Source organism: Bradyrhizobium sp. USDA 4354, from assembly GCF_054060315.1.
Genome location: NZ_JBSSDC010000001.1, coordinates 3,996,743 through 4,015,628, shown reverse-complemented (window position 1 = coordinate 4,015,628; position 18,886 = coordinate 3,996,743). Strand labels below are relative to the sequence as shown.

Here is an 18,886-nt window from a genome sequence, read left to right as displayed (position 1 = left end):
GCGTCAGTTTCACGCAAGCTCCGCTTGGCCGACATTGCACTCCCGGAAGCGATTGGCAATTTCGTCAAGCGCACGCTGCTCCCATTCCTCGGCTTGCGCGAGCCAAAAAACCCGGCGATCGAAATCGAGCGCGGCACGCTCCCGGCACAGGGATTCCTGACTGCGAATTTCAACCAGCCTGTTCATGCACTCCACTCCTGCAGCGTGAAGTCGTTTCCCGGTAATTAGCGTAACAGAGTCCCCAACCTTTCGCCTCACGATTTCTGTGCATATTGCGACGCAGAATGGGACAGCAGCGCTTTCCATGCATCGCGGCAACTTGCAGTGCAGCATCAAGCCGAAATCATCAATATGTGATCGAAGCTCGGGACGATATTCGCAGTCGAACGATCTTTACTCTTGTGGCGCAATGAAGTGCGGCAATTCGTGAAGAGAGGTTCTAAACAGCGCACCGAATTCCCGACTCATTGTCGTCGCATGGTTTTCATGCGGCGCCGCTAACAGGGGCGCGCGACTGGACTATCGCTTGAGGCAAAATGAGCAACGACGTCGACTTCGATCTTTCGCCGGACCAATGGGAAGCGCTGCGCACACTTCGCAATCCGACGTCGAGCGGTCGCCTCTCGAAGGCCTACCTTATCGAAAGCCTCGTCAAGCTCGGCCTCGTTGTCGTCAATGAGGGCGTACCGGCGATGACGCCCACGGGACGCAAGGTGCTCGTGCGCGGATCCTGCCGGCTGCTGGATCTCGTGGCATGACACGAAAGCGTGACGACCGACCGAGGGTCCTGCGGCTTCTCGGCGGCCACTTGATGAGTCCCGGCTCCCCGGTGCACCGCTGAAGAGGTGCCGCGCGGCGTCCCGGACATCACGCCTGCGATGCTTTCGGGATCGCCGCGAAAATCTGGCACGGTTGTTGCTCCTTTTGACGTTCAAGACGCGTCAAATCGGGGAGTGAACCATGTCGACCATCACTGCGGCACGCGCCGCCGAGCCGAAGCCGCTCTACACCTCGCTGTTCGTCCAGGTCCTGACCGCGCTGGTGCTTGGCGTCATCCTGGGGATGGCGGTCCCGGACTTTGCCATCGGGCTCAAGATCCTCAGCGACGCCTTCCTGAAGCTGATCTCGATGACCGTGGCGCCGATCGTGTTCTGCGTCGTCGTGCACGGCATTGCCGGCGCCGGCGACCTCAAGAAGGTCGGCCGCGTCGGCGTCAAGGCGCTGGTCTATTTCGAGGTCATGACGACGGTGGCGCTCGTCGTCGGCCTGCTGCTCGCCTACATCTTCGGCCCCGGGCACGGGATGAATATCGATCCCTCGACGCTGGATGCCAAGGCGCTCAACACCTATGCCGACAACGCCCATAAACTGTCCGGCGGCGGCATCGGCGCCTTCCTGATGAACGTGATCCCGACCACCTCCTTCGATGCGCTGTCGCGCAACGACGTGCTCCAGGTATTGTTCTTCGCGGTGCTGTTCGGCGTCGGCCTCGCGCTGGTCGGCGGCGAGAAGGGCGCGCTCGTCACCTCCGTCATCGAGGCGGCCTCCACCGTGCTGTTCCGCGTCATGGGCCTGATCGTGCGTGTCGCCCCGCTCGGCGTGCTCGGCGCGGTCGCCTACACAGTCGGCAAATACGGCGTCGGCTCGCTGAAGCAGCTCGTATCGCTGGTAATGCTGTTCTACGTCTCAGTCGGCATCTTCGTGCTCGGGGTGCTTGGCGGGGTTATGGCGCTCGCGGGCATCAACATCCTCAAATTCCTCGCTTACCTGCGCGAAGAGCTGACCATCGTTCTCGCGACTGCGTCCTCGGACGCGGTGCTGCCCCAGATCATGAAGAAGCTGGAGCGCATGGGCGTGAAGGATTCGGTGGTCGGTCTGGTCATTCCGACCGGCTATTCCTTCAACCTCGACGCCTTCTCGATCTACCTCACACTTGCGGTCGTCTTCATCGCGCAGGCCACCAACACGCCGCTATCGTTCGGCGACCTCCTGCTGGTGCTCGGCGTTTCGCTCATCACCTCAAAGGGTGCACATGGCGTGCCGGGCTCGGCCATCGTGATCCTGGCCGCGACGCTGAACGCGGTGCCGAGCATCCCCGCGATCGGCCTTGTGCTGGTTCTGTCGGTCGACTGGTTCATCGGCATGGCCCGTGCGCTCGGCAATCTCCTCGGCAATTGCGTCGCGACGGTCGTGGTCGCGGCCTGGGAAGGCGACCTCGATCGCACCAAGGCGGCCAAGGTGCTCGAAGGCGGCGAGCTGGTGGACGTGACGGCAGGATAGCGGTTCGCGGATCAGTCATTCCACTGGAGGAGCGGCGTGCCGTACGCCCTCCTCCAGACCGACAGAAAGCGCGGAAACCAGGAATGGGCCACGGCGCCCTTATAGGCCCAGGTGCGATACTTCAGACCCTGCTCCGAGATCAGCTCCTGATAGCCGCCGTGAATCTCGGTCGCCGTTCGGATGTCCCTCAATATGCCTTGCGCGCAAGCCCGGTAGGTATTACTGCCAGTGAATTCATCATAGTCCAGCATGCGATCCGCGAACTCGACGTTGAACGTCGGCCAGGAGGAACGCCCCTGATAGGCAGGTGCGGCAATCCTGTGGAGCATCTTGTTCCTGGGATTATCGGCTGACACCAGGAAATGAAACGTGCTGGGGATGCGAAACCGCGGTTCGGCGATGATCAGATCCGCCGTGGCCGCGAATAGCGATCGCTCGCTCGCATCGTTCATATCCCAAAATCCGCGATGTACGCTGACGAAATCCAGCGCGACCGATGATGCCGGCAAGCCCGCCCGACCATCCAGGGAATGCCTGATATGGCCATCCTTGCCGAACAGGCGGAGCAGGTCCTTCTTGTGCTGCGCGAGGTCACGCCCGAGCAGCCGCTTCAGCTCGTTCTCGTCGACGATCCCGAGCTGCACGCCCCACACGAAGGTCGTGTAGACGCAAGCATTGGTCACGAAGCGCCTGCGTTCGGCGCGGGTGTCTGTTGCGGCGGAACGGGGTGCGTGGACATCGCAAAGCAAATACCTGGTGCCGTCATCATTGAACGGTTCGAGCTCGCTTGCGAGCTGGAGGATCGCCCGCTTCAGGTCACCGCCATGTTCGGCCAGCAACAGGCGGCCTGCGTGCGCGCATTGTGACATCGCCAGATACGACGACGTCCTGTCCTCGGCAGAGATCATCTGCTGGAGACCGGCGAGAATGCCGAGCAGCGTATCCGAGGGCCGTGAGAAATAGTTCACGCCGAGATATCGGCCGCGTCCCGCCGGCACGATGGTCGTGGTGACGACATTGGCGCGGACCGCCTCCAGCAGCAGGCGCACGCTCCTCTCGAGCAGGCGCATCCGCCGCACCGCGTCCTGCGAGTCCATGATCGTTTCAGGATCGAGCACGTCAGGATAGAACCAGGCGAAGTCACGGGGATAATAGGCGGAGGCGTGCGGCGCGCCCGTGACGAGGAAGGCCTCGGTCACCGAAAACGCACTGTCCATCGAGTGCCGATAGAGGTCTTCGATAGTCGACAACGAATAATGCGACTTTCTCAGGAACCGATCACCGAGAAAATTGACCGCCTGAAGCGCGTTGGCGACAAAGGTCGCAGCCATGCCCTGGTAAAAGCGGTTTCCGCGATGTGGCGGCCGGTGAATGTCGCTGTTCATGTGCACCTAGTGTCTCGCGATCCCGGCAATGGCCGTTCACCATTCCAAGCATGACCGATTCGTGTCTCGCCCCGATGACGAACGGCCGTCCGGCTGTTCAGCTCGCTCCGGCGCGGCTCTCCCGCGTCTGAAAATTCTCGATTACCCTGAGCAGTACCCGCGCGCCGGCGTCGGCATCGGCGAGCTCGACATGCTCGTCCGGGTGATGGCTGATGCCGCCGCGGCAGCGGACGAAGATCATGCCGACATCGGCGATGTCGATCATCGCCATGCCGTCGTGTCCTGCCCCGCTCGGCAGCTCGAACACGGAAAAGCCTTCGGCTTCGATCGCTTGCGCGATCTGCTCCTTGAGCCACGGCGCGCAAGGCGCGGTGCGGTTCTCGTGGGTGACGTCGAGCTGAAGCGCCAGCTGCCGGCGCTTGGCGATCGCCTCGATCTTGCGGACGACGTCTGCCACCGCGCGCTTGCGGTGCATGTCGGTCGGCGCCCGCATGTCGATGGTGAAGGATACTTCGCCCGGAATGACGTTGGTCGCACCGGGCCTCGCCTGGATGTAGCCGACGGTGCCGACCAGACCGCCTTCGTCGGTGCGGCAAAACTGCTCGATCGCACCGATGCATTCGGCCGCGCCGGCGAGCGCATCACGGCGCAATGCCATCGGCACGGTGCCGGCATGACCGGCCATACCGGTCAGCCGCGCGGCAAGGCGCGTTGCACCCGCAATCGCGGTGACGACGCCCACGGGCAGATTCTGCGCTTCCAGCACTGGCCCCTGCTCGATGTGCAATTCGAGATAGGCAAGCAGCTCGCGGCGCGCCCGTGCCGCCGCGCCGATATGGTCGGGATCGAGGCCGAACTGCACGAGCGCGTCGCGCATCGACACGCCATCCCTGTCGCGCGAATTCAGGACGCTCTCGTCAAAAGTGCCGGCCACCGCACGGCTGCCGAGCAAGGTCGAAGCGAACCGCACCCCCTCCTCGTCGGCAAAGCCGATCACCTCGATCGCAAACGGCAGGCGCTTGCCGCGGCGGTTGAGATCGGCAACGCAAGCGATCGCGGTGATCACACCCAGCGGTCCATCCCACTTGCCGGCATCGCGCACGGTGTCGTAGTGCGAACCGAGCATCAGGCAGGGCGCCCCCGGCCGGTCGCCTTCATAGCGGCCACGGACATTGCCGATCGCGTCGATGCGCGCGCTCATGCCGGCTTCTCGCATCCAGCTCAGGATGAGGTCCGCTGCCTCGCGCAGCTCCTTGGTGAGATAGATGCGGGTGAGGTTGTCACCTCCTTCCGAGATTGCGGCCAGATCGTTGATCTGACGCACGATCATTTCGCCGAGCGATGCATTTTGAACGGCGTTAACGGCCCCCATCTCGACAAATTTCCTCTTCTCTGGACCGCGGGAGTTGCTGTCCTGGCGACAACGACACGGGTTCGGTGCCAGCAAAATCACGCACCGGCGCCGGTCCCAACATGCGCGTGATTAGCATGAATGCGAGTACGCGCCAGGCTGCCTCGCACCGGCCATTCACGCGGGCGGGCCGGCGCCGGCAATTGCATCTGGCACCTCTTTCTTATCAGGATCTGGATGGGCCGATAATCAATATTTTCAATCGGTTATCCGGAAAATACTTTCGTCGACAGCAGTCCGACCGGCTGGTGGTGATGTTCCACGGCAAATTGTGTATGAAGCTCGGATCAGCGAAACCGACCTTCATCGTGGTCGGCTGGCGCATGGCCGGCACTGATCGTGGAGCAGCGATGGACGGCGCGTCCGAACGTGACGAATACTTTTTGCGTCTGTCCTTTGCGGTCGCCCGCCGCTCCCTCACCCATGGCAACCACCCGTTCGGCTGTATCGTCGTCGATGCCGACGGCAAGGTGCTGATCGAGACCGAGAACGGCTACATGCCGGATCACGACGGCACCGCGCATGCCGAGCGCCTCGCGGCCACCGAGGCCTGCCGCACCCTCAGACGCGAGGTGCTGGCGAAAGCCACGCTCTATTCGTCAGCCGAACCCTGCGCGATGTGTGCCGGTGCGATCTACTGGGCCGGCATCGGCCGCCTCGTCTATGGCCTCAGCGAGCATCGCCTGCGCGGCATCACCGGCAACCATCCGGAGAACCCGACCCTCGACCTGCCGTGCCGCGATGTCTTTGCCAGCGGCCAGCGGCCGACGGAGGTCGTCGGCCCGCTGCTCGAAGAGGAAGCCGAAGCGCTGCACGACGGCGCTTGGACGAAGTAGCAGCACATCCAAAAGCACGTGACGCCGCGGAGGTTTGACGCGGCGCCGTTGCGCTCCCAGCCGATGAACGGACCGGCGCGTCGGTGCTCAACATGGCGTCAGGTCTGCACAGCGGGTTCCGATCTGGCTTGAACCGTCACAAATCTGCAACAGACACCGCTCGCAGGCGCTGTCGCTCCCGCTATCCAGCGTGCCGTTTGCGGTGCTGGTCGCTCAAAATCGATGATGACTGCTGGGCCGATCGCCTGCCGAAGCGTTGAGCGAGGGATGATGCTTTTTCACATCTTACGCCGCGGTTCAATCTGGCCCACTATTGAGGCACTTCACCCATGCAAGTGCATCAGCGAATGTTAGATCCGACACCCAACGGCCAGCATTCCGGCGATTCCCCGCTCCTGAGGACAATCGGCCTCACCAAACGTTATGGCGATTTCCTCGCCAACGATTCCATCGACATCGACATCTGGCCAAGGGAAATCCACGCCCTCCTCGGCGAGAACGGCGCCGGCAAATCGACGCTCGTCAAGGCGATCTACGGGCTGATCCAGCCCAGCGCCGGCGAGATTCGCTGGCAGGGCCGACGGATCGTGCTGTCCGGTCCGTCGGACGCGCGCAGCCGCGGCATCGGCATGGTGTTCCAGCATTTCTCGCTGTTCGACAATCTCACGGTCGCCGAGAACGTCGCGCTCGGCCTCGACGGCAAAGAGTCCTTCAAGGACATGTCGGCCCGGCTGGAGCAGGTGTCGAAGACCTATGGACTGCCGCTCGATCCCAAACGAGAGGTCTGGCAATTGTCGGTCGGCGAGCGCCAGCGCATCGAGATCGTCCGCGCCTTGATGCAGGATCCGGAATTCCTGATCCTGGACGAGCCCACCGCGGTGCTGACGCCACAGGAAGCCGACCAGCTCTTCATCGTGCTGGAGCGGCTCAAGGCCGAAGGCCGCGCCATCCTCTATATCAGCCACAAGCTGGAGGAGGTGAAGCGGCTCTGCGACACAGCGACGATCCTGCGCGGCGGCAGGAAGGTCGCGACCTGCAACCCTCGGCTCGAGACCGCGGCCTCACTCGCGCGGATGATGGTCGGCGGAGAGGTCAAGGAAGTGAAGGCCGTATCCGGCCGCAAGACCACGGTGCCGCGGCTCGTCGTCAACGATCTCTCGCTGGCTCCCAGCGAAGCGCATGGCATACGGCTCGAGCATATTTCGTTCGAGCTCAAGGGCGGCGAGATCCTCGGCATCGCCGGAGTCGCCGGCAACGGCCAGGACGAATTGTTCGCCGCACTCTCCGGCGAGCGCCTCTCGAAGGACCCCGGCGCGGTGGTGATCGAAGGCATCGCCGCCGGCCACCTCTCGATCACGCAGCGGCGCAAGCTGGGCGCGGCCTTCGTTCCCGAGGAGCGGCTCGGCCACGGCACCGCGCCGCGGATGAGACTGTCGGAGAACGCGCTGCTCACCGGGCACGCCGCCAGCGGCATGGTCCGTCGCGGCTTCATCGATACTGCGGCCACGCTGAACACCGTCGACCGCGCGACGGAGACGTTCGACGTCCGCAAGGCCAAACGCGATCCGGAAGCGGCGAGCCTCTCCGGCGGCAATCTGCAGAAATTCATCGTGGGCCGCGAGATCCTGCGCGATCCGGCGGTGCTCGTGGTGAGCCAGCCCACCTGGGGCGTGGATGCAGGTGCTGCTGCCGTCATCCGTCAGGCTCTACTCGATCTCGCAACCGCAGGCGCCGCCGTCCTCGTGACCAGCCAGGATCTCGACGAGCTCGCGGAAATCGCCGACCGCATCGCCGTGATATTCCACGGCCGGCTGTCCGCACCGCTCGCGACAAGCGAAGCGAGCCGCGAAAAGCTCGGCCTTCTCATGGGCGGCAGCAGCCTGGAGCCGAAGGAGGTCGCGCATGCAGCTGGTGCTTGAGAAGCGCGCCGAGCGCTCTGGCTCGATCGCGCTGGTCTCGCCGCTGATCGCAGTCGGCCTCACGATCGTGACCATGGTGATCCTGTTCGCGGTCCTCGGCAAGAATCCGCTGCTCGCCTTGCACGCCTATTTCATCGCGCCCTTGACCGATGGCTATTCGCTCCAGGAGATCGCGGTGAAGGCAACGCCGCTGGTGATGATCGCGATCGGGCTCTCGCTCTGCTATCTCGCCAAGGCCTGGAACATCGGCGCTGAAGGGCAATTCCTGATCGGCGCCGTCGCGGGAAGCTGGATCGCGGTGAAGACGCAAGGCACCGATGCCGGCGCCTGGGTGCTGCCGGCCATGTTCGTGCTCGCCGCCGCCGCGGGCGCGCTCTATGCGCTGATCCCGGCGATCTGCAAGGTCAAGTTCGGCGCCAGCGAGATCCTGACCAGCCTGATGCTGGTCTACGTCGCCGACCTCTTCCTCGACTATCTCGTGCGCGGTCCCTGGCGCGATCCGCACGGCTTCAACTTCCCGACCACGGCCGAGTTCGATCCGGTCGCGACGGTGCCGCTGCTGATCGAAGGCGGCCGGCTGCATCTCGGCTCGATCATCGCCCTGCTCGTCGTCGCGGCGGCAGCCATCCTGCTCGGGCGCACCATCAAGGGCTTTGCGATCCGCGTGGTCGGCGCAGCGCCGCGTGCGGCGCGGTTTGGCGGCTTCAACGCCAATCAGCTGATCATCCTGACCTTCGCGGTATCGGGCGCGCTGGCGGGCCTCGCCGGAATCATCGAGGTTGCAGGTCCGGTCGGGCATCTCCAGCCCGGCATTTCACCGGGCTACGGCTTTACCGCGATCATCGTCGCCTTCCTCGGCCGGCTGAACCCGCTTGGAATCTTAATTGCAGGCCTTTTCCTCGCCTTGACCTTTATCGGCGGCGAGCAGGCTCAGATCGCGATGAAGATTCCGTTGGACGTCACCAAGGTCTTTCAGGGCATTCTGCTGTTCTACGTGCTCGCCTGCGATTCCCTGATCCTGTACCGCTTCAAGCTGGTCTTCCCAAACCGACAGGTGACCCGTGGAGCTGGTTGAGGCCATCATCCTTGCGGTGCTCGCCGCGTCGACCCCGCTGCTGATTGCGGCCACGGGCGAGCTCGTGACCGAGCGTTCCGGCGTGCTCAATCTCGGCGTCGAGGGCATGATGATCGTCGGTGCCGCCTGCGGCTTTGCCGGCGCGTGGCTGACCGGATCCATCTTCGTCGGCGCGCTGTTCGGCATCGCGGCGGGTACGCTGATGTCGCTCGTCTTCGCGCTGATGACGCTCGGGCTCGCCGTCAACCAGGTCGCAACGGGTCTCGCGCTGACCATCCTCGGCGTCGGGCTCTCCGGCCTGATCGGCGCCGGCTTCGTCGGCGAGCGCATCACGCCGGCCGTGCACCTCTATATTCCCGTCCTGACCGACATTCCGCTGATCGGCCGGGTGCTATTCGGTGAGGACGGCTTCGTCTATTTCTCGGTCGCGCTGATCGTCGGCGTCTGGTGGTTCCTGTATCGCACCCGGGCCGGATTGATCCTGCGCGCCTGCGGCGACAATCACGTCTCCGCGCATGCGCTCGGCTATCCCGTACTGCGCATCCGCACCTTCGCCGTGATGTTCGGCGGCGCCTGCGCGGCTCTTGCGGGCGCCTATCTGCCGCTCGCCTATACGCCGTTCTTCATCCCCGGCATGACCGCCGGCCGCGGCTGGATCGCGCTGGCGCTCGTGGTGTTCTCGTCCTGGCGGCCGGGCCGGCTCGTGGCCGGCGCCTATCTCTTCGGCGCAGTGACGATCCTGCAATTGCATGCACAGGGCTGGGGCGTCGGCATACCCTCGCAATTCATGTCGGCGCTGCCTTATCTGGCAACCGTCATCGTCCTGGTCCTGCTCTCTCGCGCGCGCACCGGCGGCTCGACCGCGCCGGCCGCACTCGGCACGGTGTTCGTGCCTGACCGCTGAGTTTCATTTCAGCGGCGTGCGCGATGGGGCGCGCATGCTGCGGATCGTGGCTGTCCCCGATGTTTGGAGATTGATGATGAGGAAATCACTTCTTGCACTGGCTGCCGGGCTCTTGCTTGCCGCGAGTGTCGGTGCAGCCTCTGCCGCCGACAAGCTGAAGGTCGGTTTCGTCTATCTGGGTCCGATCGGAGATCTCGGCTGGACCTATCAGCACGATCTCGCGCGTCAGGCGCTGGTGAAAGAATTGGGCGACAAGATCGAGACCACTTATCTCGAGAACGTGCCCGAAGGTCCAGACGCCGAGCGCTCGATCGAGCAGCTCGTCCGCGCCGGCAACAAGCTGATCTTCACCACGTCCTTCGGCTACATGGATCCAACGCTGAAGGTCGCCAAGAAATATCCGAACGTGCATTTCGAGCACGCCACCGGTTACAAGCGCAACCCGAATATGTCGACTTATTCGGCAAAATGGTATCAGGGCCGCTACATTCAAGGCCTCATCGCGGCCAAGATGTCGAAGTCGGGCGTGCTCGGCTATATCGGCTCGTTCCCGATTCCGGAGGTCGTCTCCGGCATCAACGCGACGATCCTGGCGGCGCAGACCATCAACCCGAATATCAAGGTCAAGATCATCTGGGCCAACACCTGGTTCGACCCCGGCAAGGAAGCCGACGCCGCCAAGGCGCTGATCGACCAGGGCGCCGATGTCATCATGCAGCACACGGATTCGCCGGCGGCGATGCAGATCGCCAGCGAACGCGGCAAGCTCGCCTTCGGGCAGGATTCCGAGATGATCAAGTTCGGGCCCAAGACCCAGCTGACCTCGATCCTCGACACCTGGGGCCCCTACTACATCGAGCGCGTCAAGGCTGAGCTCGCCGGCACCTGGAAGTCCGAGGACACCTGGGGCGGCCTCGACAGCCACATGTTCGCGATGGCGCCCTACACCAACATGCCTGACGATGTGAAAAAGATGGCTGAGGATGCCCAGGCCGCGATCACCGCAGGCAAGCTGCATCCGTTCAAGTGCCCGATCGTTGGGCAGGACGGCAAGCCGGTCGAGTGCAAGGGCGGCGATCACCTCGACGACGGGCAGATCCTCGGCATGAATTTCTACGTGAAAGGCATCGACGACAAGCTGCCGGGCAAGTAGCACGCTTCTTGCATTGCCTAGCTCACCTGCTCCTCCCGGAGGAGGTTCGGAGGGGGTGGCCAGAAGCACCCGGCACTTGTGGCTGCCCCCTCTTTCTATTTCGCCCCAACTATCCAGCCTGCATGGCCCTCGCCGCGGAACTGTGGCGGCGGATGAGATCGGCGACATCGAGGCCCGGGATCGCACCGTCGATCACCGCCCATTTTCCAGCCACCATCACCCGGTCGGCGCGATGCGCCCCGCACAGCACGAGCGCAGCCAGCGGATCGCCATGGCCGGAGAAGCGCAGCTCGTCGAGCCTGAACAGCGCGAGATCACCGGCCTTGCCGACGGCGATCTCACCGAGTTCCGGCCGGCCGATGCACGCCGCCGAGCCTCTGGTCGCCCAGCGCAGCGCATCCTTGTGGCTGACCTTCGTCACACCGTAACGCGCCCGCTGCAGCAGGAACGCGGCCCTTACCTCCTGCATCAGATTGGACCCGTCGTTGGAGGCTGAGCCGTCGACACCGATGCCGATTCCGACGCCGGCCTCTTCCATGTCGCACACCGGGCAACAGCCGGACGCGAGCAGCTGGTTGCTGCATGCGCAATGGCTGATGGTCGTCTTCGCCTTGCCGAGCCGCTTGATCTCGTCGTCGCGGAAAAAGATGCCGTGGGCGAGCCACGTTCGCGCATTGAGCCAGCCGCATTGCTCGAGATAGTCGAGCGGGCGGCAGCCATACATCTGCTCGCAGAATCTGTTCTCGTCCTCGGTCTCGGCGAGATGGGTGTGCAGGCGCACGTCGAGCTTGTCGGCGAGATCGGCCGTCGCGCGCATCAGCGACGTCGTCACGGAGAACGGCGAGCACGGTGCCAGCGCGATCTGCACCATCGCATCCGCGCCGCGCTGGTGATGTTTTGCGACCACGCGCGCGCTGTCGGTGAGGATCGTGTCCTCGTCCTGCACCACGCTGTCGGGCGGCAAGCCGCCGTCGCGCTGCGACAGGTTCATCGAGCCGCGCGTGAGCAACACCCTTAACCCGAGGCGCTTCGTCACCGCCACCTCGATATCGACGGCGTCTTCGAGTCCGGCCGGGAATACATAGTGGTGATCGGTCGTGGTGGTGCAACCTGAGAGCAGCAGCTCGGACATCGCCACCGTGACGCCGAGCTCGAGCGCTTCGGGCGTCAGCCTCGCCCATACCGGATAGAGCGCCTGAAGCCAGGGGAACAGCTCGCGGTCCATCGCGGCCGGCAGCGCCCGCGTCAGCGTCTGGTAGAAATGATGATGCGTATTGATCAGGCCCGGCAGCACGGCGTGTTCGCCGGCGTCGAACACCGCGACATCAGCGGTTGCGGGCACACCGCCGGCCGGCACCAGCTCGACGATTCGGCCGTCCCTCACCACGATGCCACGCTCGGCACGGTCGGCGAGGATGGCCAGGGGATCCCTGATCCAGATCGGACTTGCGTCACTCATGATCCTGCATCTCCTCACACAAGCTGACGGCGGGCCTGCAAGGCGGAGGACGACTGCGTTCCTGCTCCGACTTGTTGTTGCCACTTGGCTCCCGTCTTGCAACACTTTCTCTTGAACGATTCACCCGGCGGAAGCGTTGGCGCAGCCATGGACTTGAATACCATCACAGCCGTCGCTCATCCGCAAACGCGCGCGCAGCTGCCTGTTTGGACGGCAGGTGATGCTTGGCTCGCAGGCGGCACTTGGCTGTTCTCGGAGCCGCAAACGCATCTGGCACGACTGATCGATCTCACCGATCTGAAGTGGCCGGCGCTGACACTCACCGAGAGCCACCTCAGCATCGCCGCCACTTGCACCATCGCGGAGCTCGATGGACTCGCGTGCCCGTCCGATTGGCTCGCGGCACCGCTGATCAACCAGTGCTGCCGCGCCTTTCTTGCTTCGTTCAAGGTCTGGAAGACCGCGACCGTCGGCGGCAATCTATGCATGTCGCTGCCGGCGGGACCGATGATCTCGCTTACATCAGCGCTCGACGGCGTCTGCACCGTCTGGAAGGCTGGCGGCGGTGAACAGAGGCTTCCCGTCGCCGAATTCGTTACCGGCAACCAGCGCAATCGCCTGACGCCGGGCGACCTGCTCCGGCAGATCGATATCCCAACCGCCGCACTGAAGCGCCGCACCGCCTTTCGCCAGATCTCGCTGGCGCCGGTTGGCCGCTCGGCGGCGCTGCTGATCGGCAGTCTCGACGCCGATGATACGCTGACCCTCACCGTCACCGCATCGACGGTGCGGCCGATCCAGTTACGCTTTCGCAACGCTCCGGACGCGAGCGCGCTTCGTGCCGCGCTCATGCAGCAGATTACCGATGATCTGTACCACGCCGACATCCATGGCGCGCCACTCTGGCGCAAGCACATGACGCTGCGGCTCGCCGAGGAAATTCGCGGCGAACTCCTGGGAGCAACGCGGCCATGAGCTTCGAGATCAACGGCAAGGCGTTTTCTCGGGAGCCACGCGCCGGCCAGTGCCTGCGCACGTTCCTGCGCGAGCTCGGCCATTTCGGCGTGAAAAAGGGCTGCGACGCCGGCGATTGCGGCGCCTGCACCGTGCTGCTCGACGGCGAGCCCGTGCATAGCTGCCTGATCCCGGCGTTCCGCGCCGAGGGGCGCACCATAACCACGGTCGAAGGGCTCGGCAGCGACCACGGCGTTCATCCGATGCAGCAAGCCTTCCTCGACGCGCAGGCGTTTCAATGCGGCTTCTGCACCGCCGGCATGATCCTGACCTGTGCCTCGCTGAACCAGGCACAGCGCACCGATCTTGGCTCCGCGCTGAAGGGCAATATCTGCCGCTGCACCGGTTATCGTTCGATCGAGGACGCGCTGCTCGGCAAGTCCAATGTCCAGGCGAGCGTCGAGCCCGGCGCCGCCTTCGGCCGCAGCCTGCCGGCACCAGCAGGTCCCGATATCGTGCGCGGCAAGGCACGCTACACCTTCGACACCGCAATCGAAGGCCTGCTCCACATCAAGCTGCTGCGCTCGCCTCATGCGCATGCGAGGATCGTCGCGATCGACACGTCGGACGCGCTGAGCGTTCCAGGCGTGCACGCGGTGCTGACGCATGAGGATGCGCCGTCGGTGCTGATCTCGACCGCGCGCCACGAAAAAGAGTGGATGGACCCCGAGGACACCCGCATCCTCGACGACGTGGTTCGCTTCATCGGCCAGAAGGTCGCCGCCGTCGTTGCCGAGAGCGAAGGCGCGGCCGAGGAGGCGTGCCGACGGATCAAGGTCGAGTACGGGATCCTGCCGGCGCTGATTGATCCCGAGCAGGCGATGGCGCCGGGCGCGCCCGTCATTCATCCCGATCGCACCACCGCCAACCGCATCGCGGATCCCCAGCGCAACCTCGCGGCGGAGACGCATGGCGAGTACGGCGACGTCGCAGCTGCGCTCGCGACGTCCGCCGTCGCCTACGAAGCCACCTACCACAGCCATCGCGTGCAGCACGCAGCGCTGGAGACCCATGGCGGCCTCGCATGGCTCGACGAGGCAGGCGTGCTCAACGTCCGCACGTCGACGCAGGTGCCATTCCTGACCCGGCGTGCGCTGTCGGACATCTTCAGTCTTCCCATGAACAAGGTCCGCGTGTTCTGCGAACGCGTCGGCGGCGGCTTTGGCGGCAAGCAGGAGATGTTCGTCGAGGATATCCTGGCGCTTGCTGCGCTCAGGACAGGGCGGCCTGTGAAGCTGGAGCTCACCCGCGAGGAACAGTTCATCGCGACCTCGACGCGGCATCCGATGCGGGTCCACATCAGGGCGGGCGCTGATAGCGACGGCAAGCTCACCGCGCTCCAGCTCGACGTGCTCTCCAATACCGGAGCCTACGGCAATCATGCCGGCCCCGTGATGTTCCACGCTCTGGCCGAATCCATCAGCGTGTATAATTGCCCGAACAAGCGAGTGGACGGCTCCGCCGTATACACCAACACGGTGCCGGCGGGGGCGTTTCGCGGCTATGGCCTGCCGCAGGCGCTGATCGCGGTGGAAGCCGCGATCGACGAGCTCGCCAAGCAGCTCGGCATCAGTCCCTACGAGATGCGCCGGCGCAATATCGTCAAGCCCGGCGATCCCATGCTGTCGCCGCCGCCGTCCGAATATCACGACGTGCTCTACGGCTCCTATGGCCTCGACCAGTGCCTCGACCTCGTCGAGCGCGCGATGCAGGCCGATGGCCCGCAGCCGGAGCTGTCGCCGGAATGGCTGATCGGTGACGGCATTGCGCTGACCATGATCGACACGGTGCCACCGGCCGGCCACATAGCCGACGCGACGATCGCGCTCAACGACGACGGCGGCTTCGACCTCACCGTCGGCACCGCCGAGTTCGGCAACGGCACCAGCACCGTGCACCTCCAGATCGCCGCGACCACGCTGGCGACCACGGTCGAGAGAATCCGTCTGCGTCAGTCCGACACTGCCCATGGCGGCCACGACACCGGCGCCTATGGCAGTGCCGGCACCTTCGTCGCGGGCAAGGCGACGCATGCGGCGGCCATGCAGCTTGCGACCGAGCTGAGGGCGGCCGCCGCCGGCGCGTGGCTGTGCGACGTGGACACCTGCGTGCTCGATGGGGACGCCGTCGTTAGCGGCGTACGGCGCATGCCTTTTGCGGAACTGGCGAAGCTCGCGCGCGAACGGGGACAGCCGTTCGTGGGCACCGGCAATTCCATCGGCACGCCGCGTTCGGTCGGGTTCAACGTGCAGGGCTTTCGCGTCGCGGTGAACAAAAGCACCGGCGAGCTCAGGATTCTCAGGAGCGTGCACGCCGCGGACGCGGGCGTCGTCGCCAATCCCGTGCAGTGCCGCGGCCAGGTTGAAGGCGGCGTGGCGCAGGCGCTCGGCGCTGCGCTCTACGAGGAGATGGTGATCGACGCGAACGGCCGCGTCGTCAACCCGAAATTCCGCGACTACCACCTGCCCTCTTTCGCCGACGTTCCGCGCACGGAGGTGTTCTTCGCCGAGACGTCCGACACGATCGGACCTCTGGGCGCAAAGTCGATGAGCGAGAGCCCGTACAATCCGGTTGCGGCCGCGCTCGGCAACGCAATTGCCGATGCCACCGGCATTCGCTTCACCGCACCGCCCTTCAAGCCGGATCGCCTGTTTCCGGCGCTGCACGAGAAGTTTGGTGACTAGCTGCCGCGATAGGTCGAATAGCTCCAGGGCGTGACCAGCAACGGCACGTGGTAATGGCTTTCCGGCTCGTTGATCGCAAAGCGCAGCGGGATCTCGTCCAGGAACGGCGGGTCGGACAGCGGCACATTGCGCTCGGCGTAATATTTGGCAACGCGGAATCTGAGCTCGTAGCGGCCGATCGGCAGCGGTCGACCGCCGATCAGCGGCTGGTCGGTGCGGCCGTCGGCATTGGTCATCGCGCGCGCGATGACACGGTTCTCGCCAAGGCTCGCGAGCTCCACGAGCTCAACCGGGATGCCGGGCGCGGGCTTGCCAATGTGATTGTCCAGCACATGCGTCGAGAGCCGGCCGTGCACCTTCAGCCTGTCGTCGGCAATGACGAGCTGATCGAGCCGCAGCGCCGAGATGCGGCCAATTTCCTCGATCGCGCGCCGCGTCTCGGTCTTGGCAATATTGAGCAGTCGCGCCTCGAATTCGCGCAACACGGAATCTTTGGTGTGACGGCGCACGCAAACGATATAGGGGAAGCCGAACTTGTCGCGATAGGCGTTGTTGGCACGCTCGAACGCCGCATATTCGGCCTCGGACAGCCGGTCGAGCCCGGCGCTGTTCTGCTCGTCGGTCGATTCCACGGTGAGTCCGGCGGCGCGCTGCGTCTTGTTGGCGAGATCGGGATGCGCCCGGATCAACGCCAACTGAACGTCAGGCTCGGCGCCCTGGATCGCCGCCATGAGCGCGGCGTGCAACTGGTTGATGCCGGCGAACGGCCGCTTGCCGGCGAGCTGCTCGGCGATCCATGGTGAATATTCGACGACGTTGGCGAGCGCAGCGACGAAATCGGCCTTGCTTGCAGCATTGAGATCGGCGAGCGAGATCCGCGCCATCATTCTCACCCGATCTCGAACGCGTCGACGGCAAGATGCGCGTGCTTGTCGTGCCAGTGCTGCGCGATCTGCAACCGCGTCGGCACCCAGACGCGCTCATGCTTGCCGATATAGTCCAGGAAGCGGATCAGCCCGGCAGCGCGGCCGGGCCGCCCGGCGAGACGACAATGCAGCCCCACCGACATCATCTTCGGCGCACTCTGCCCTTCCGCGTAGAGCACGTCGAAGGCATCCTTCAGATAGGTGAAGAACTGCTCGCCTTCGGCAAAGCCCTGCGGGTTGATGAACCGCATGTCGTTGGCATCCAACGTATAGGGGATGATGAGCTGCTTGCCGTTGGCCCCCTTGACCCAATAGGGCAGATCGTCGGCATAGGAGTCGCAGAGATAAAGGAAGCCGCCCTCCTCCATCAACAGCCGGTTGGTGTTGATCGAGGAGCGCCCGGTGTACCAGCCGAGCGGCCGCACGCCGGTCGCCTCTGTATGGACGCGAATGGACTCGGCGATCTCGGCGCGCTCCTGCGCCTCGGTCATGTCCTTGTGCTCGATCCATTTCAGGCTGTGGCTGGCGATATCCCAGCCCGCCTCCTTCATCGCTGCTACGATTTCCGGATTGCGCTTCAGCGCAGTGGCGACGCCGAACACGGTGGCCGGCCATTTGCGCTCGGCGAACATCCGCCAAAGCCGCCAGAAGCCGGCGCGCGAGCCATATTCGAACATGGATTCGATGTTGGCGTGGCGCTGGCCCGGCCAGGGCTGCGCACCGAGCACGTCGGACAGGAACGCTTCCGAGGCTCGGTCGCCGTGCAGGATGTTGTTCTCGCCGCCCTCCTCGAAATTGACGACGAACTGCACCGCGATCCGCGCGTTGTCAGGCCATTGTGGATGCGGCGGATTGCGGCCGTAACCGCGGAGATCGCGCGGGTAGCGGGGCTTAGTCACTCAGACTTCCTCGAAGCGGATCGGCAGCGCGCCCTTCCAGAGCACGCTCTTGCCGAGCGTCGCCAGATTCTCCAGGCCCGAGGTCAGCGTAATGAAATGGTTGCCGGCGAGCTGGCCCATCTTGCTTGCAAAGTGCACGCCGCCATAGGCCAGCAGGATCTCGGTTTCGCTGATGCCGCCCGGATACAGGATGATCTGACCGGGCGCGGGATAGCTGGTGTGGTTCTCGTAGCCGACGCCGAAATCGAGGTCGCCAAGCGGCATCCACACGCCCTCGCCGCTCCAGCGCACATGGATGATGTGGCTTTCGAACGGCAGCGCCTTGCGGAACGCGGCCACGGTCTTGGGCGCCGCTTGCTCCTCGAAACGGGCATCGAAGGTGAAATCGCCGGCGCGGATAACGAGTTTGCTCATCTCATCTCTCTGGATCGGGGCCGCTGGCCCCACGGATATCTCCCAAGCAAAGAGCATTCCCGACAGCTTCACGCAAGTGGTGCGGCCCCCATCACCTGCGGTCGTAGGACCAGCCGAAAATGCCGCTCCGGCGCGTCTCTGGCTCCGGCTCCGCCGCTGGCGGAGGCGGCTCCTTCAGTTCCACTTGCGCCGGCCGCGGGCGGCGTCGGCAGGGTCTCGCATTTCATGGAGTAGACCAGCTTGCCGTCCGCGGTACGCCCGATCGGGGCACAGGGTCGGGATGCGCCGCATTGGCCTTCGGCGTCATCTTGACTTGCGCTGCCGCCGGCGAGGCGATCAGAAGCAGGACCAGCAGATATCTCGACATCGTTGCCTGGAAACTCAACCGGTCCCATTGAACCGGATTGCGACGGGCAAGTCCACCTGCGCCGCGGGCACGATTGCCGAATATTTGGCCGGCGCTCTGGCAACTCCTGGTGGGTCGTATTGCGCAGTCTCGTATCCCGGACAAGCTGCAACGCGGTGAG

16 protein-coding genes and 1 pseudogene are annotated in these 18,886 nt (G+C 64.5%); 9 read left to right on the top strand and 8 right to left on the bottom strand.

Annotated features, from left to right (window positions below):
- Positions 1 to 9 precede the first annotated feature (9 nt).
- Positions 10 to 186 (bottom strand): hypothetical protein, encoded by a 177-nt coding sequence (locus tag ACVIIV_RS18305; protein WP_456745397.1) that lies wholly within the window; start codon positions 184 to 186, stop codon positions 10 to 12.
- 350 nt (positions 187 to 536) lie between these two features.
- Between ACVIIV_RS18305 and ACVIIV_RS18300 the strand changes: the two genes are divergently transcribed.
- Together ACVIIV_RS18300 and ACVIIV_RS18295 are read left to right on the top strand one after the other, a co-directional pair.
- Positions 537 to 758 carry a hypothetical protein gene (locus tag ACVIIV_RS18300; protein ID WP_456745396.1) on the top strand — a complete coding sequence of 74 codons (222 nt, stop codon included), beginning with the start codon at positions 537 to 539 and terminating at the stop codon, positions 756 to 758.
- Between the two features lie 202 nt (positions 759 to 960).
- Complete coding sequence (locus ACVIIV_RS18295) at positions 961 to 2,280, top strand: dicarboxylate/amino acid:cation symporter (protein ID WP_456745395.1); 1,320 nt, start codon at positions 961 to 963, stop codon at positions 2,278 to 2,280.
- A gap of 11 nt (positions 2,281 to 2,291) precedes the next feature.
- Here ACVIIV_RS18295 and ACVIIV_RS18290 read toward each other — a convergent pair whose 3' ends face one another.
- Complete coding sequence (locus tag ACVIIV_RS18290) at positions 2,292 to 3,665, bottom strand: hypothetical protein (protein WP_456745394.1); 1,374 nt, start codon at positions 3,663 to 3,665, stop codon at positions 2,292 to 2,294.
- Positions 3,666 to 3,762: 97 nt separating this feature from the next.
- Positions 3,763 to 5,037, bottom strand: coding sequence for an allantoate amidohydrolase (locus ACVIIV_RS18285; protein ID WP_456745393.1), 1,275 nt, complete (start codon positions 5,035 to 5,037; stop codon positions 3,763 to 3,765).
- 389 nt (positions 5,038 to 5,426) lie between these two features.
- Here ACVIIV_RS18285 and ACVIIV_RS18280 point away from each other — a divergent pair, with 389 nt between their 5' ends.
- The 5 genes from ACVIIV_RS18280 to ACVIIV_RS18260 all read left to right on the top strand — a co-directional run bounded on the left by ACVIIV_RS18280 (position 5,427) and on the right by ACVIIV_RS18260 (position 10,963).
- Positions 5,427 to 5,912 carry a nucleoside deaminase gene (locus ACVIIV_RS18280; RefSeq protein WP_456748766.1) on the top strand — a complete coding sequence of 162 codons (486 nt, stop codon included), beginning with the start codon at positions 5,427 to 5,429 and terminating at the stop codon, positions 5,910 to 5,912.
- Between the two features lie 347 nt (positions 5,913 to 6,259).
- A complete protein-coding gene (locus ACVIIV_RS18275) occupies positions 6,260 to 7,831 on the top strand; it encodes an ABC transporter ATP-binding protein (protein ID WP_456745392.1) in 1,572 nt (523 codons plus the stop codon).
- Entirely contained in the window at positions 7,815 to 8,906 is a 1,092-nt protein-coding gene (locus tag ACVIIV_RS18270) for an ABC transporter permease (protein WP_456745391.1), read from the top strand. The genes ACVIIV_RS18275 and ACVIIV_RS18270 overlap by 17 nt, the downstream gene beginning before the upstream one ends.
- On the top strand, positions 8,893 to 9,810 hold the full coding sequence (locus tag ACVIIV_RS18265) for an ABC transporter permease (protein WP_456745390.1): 918 nt from the start codon (positions 8,893 to 8,895) through the stop codon (positions 9,808 to 9,810). Before ACVIIV_RS18270 ends, ACVIIV_RS18265 begins: the two co-directional genes overlap by 14 nt.
- Before the next feature lie 76 nt (positions 9,811 to 9,886).
- Positions 9,887 to 10,963 (top strand): BMP family ABC transporter substrate-binding protein, encoded by a 1,077-nt coding sequence (locus tag ACVIIV_RS18260; RefSeq protein ID WP_456745389.1) that lies wholly within the window; start codon positions 9,887 to 9,889, stop codon positions 10,961 to 10,963.
- A gap of 109 nt (positions 10,964 to 11,072) precedes the next feature.
- Here the strand turns inward: ACVIIV_RS18260 and ACVIIV_RS18255 are convergent, their stop codons facing one another.
- The gene (locus tag ACVIIV_RS18255; protein WP_456745388.1) at positions 11,073 to 12,422 is read right to left on the bottom strand and encodes an 8-oxoguanine deaminase; all 1,350 of its coding nucleotides are present in this window, start codon (positions 12,420 to 12,422) and stop codon (positions 11,073 to 11,075) included.
- A gap of 147 nt (positions 12,423 to 12,569) precedes the next feature.
- On the opposite strand from ACVIIV_RS18255, the gene ACVIIV_RS18250 reads away from it, so the two are divergent.
- Positions 12,570 to 13,397 carry an FAD binding domain-containing protein gene (locus tag ACVIIV_RS18250; protein WP_456745387.1) on the top strand — a complete coding sequence of 276 codons (828 nt, stop codon included), beginning with the start codon at positions 12,570 to 12,572 and terminating at the stop codon, positions 13,395 to 13,397.
- Complete coding sequence (locus tag ACVIIV_RS18245) at positions 13,394 to 16,120, top strand: molybdopterin-dependent oxidoreductase (protein WP_456745386.1); 2,727 nt, start codon at positions 13,394 to 13,396, stop codon at positions 16,118 to 16,120. The genes ACVIIV_RS18250 and ACVIIV_RS18245 overlap by 4 nt, the downstream gene beginning before the upstream one ends.
- Here ACVIIV_RS18245 and uraD read toward each other — a convergent pair.
- From uraD to ACVIIV_RS18225, 4 genes and pseudogenes are all read right to left on the bottom strand, one after another.
- Complete coding sequence (gene uraD / locus ACVIIV_RS18240) at positions 16,117 to 17,004, bottom strand: 2-oxo-4-hydroxy-4-carboxy-5-ureidoimidazoline decarboxylase (RefSeq protein WP_456745385.1); 888 nt, start codon at positions 17,002 to 17,004, stop codon at positions 16,117 to 16,119. The two genes, ACVIIV_RS18245 and uraD, sit on opposite strands and share 4 nt — an antisense overlap.
- 5 nt (positions 17,005 to 17,009) lie before the next feature.
- Positions 17,010 to 17,945 carry an allantoinase PuuE gene (puuE, locus tag ACVIIV_RS18235; protein WP_456745384.1) on the bottom strand — a complete coding sequence of 312 codons (936 nt, stop codon included), beginning with the start codon at positions 17,943 to 17,945 and terminating at the stop codon, positions 17,010 to 17,012.
- The gene (locus ACVIIV_RS18230) at positions 17,946 to 18,359 is read right to left on the bottom strand and encodes a DUF3830 family protein (protein ID WP_036045261.1); all 414 of its coding nucleotides are present in this window, start codon (positions 18,357 to 18,359) and stop codon (positions 17,946 to 17,948) included.
- 91 nt (positions 18,360 to 18,450) lie between these two features.
- Positions 18,451 to 18,726: pseudogene (locus ACVIIV_RS18225) on the bottom strand (hypothetical protein).
- Positions 18,727 to 18,886 lie beyond the last annotated feature (160 nt).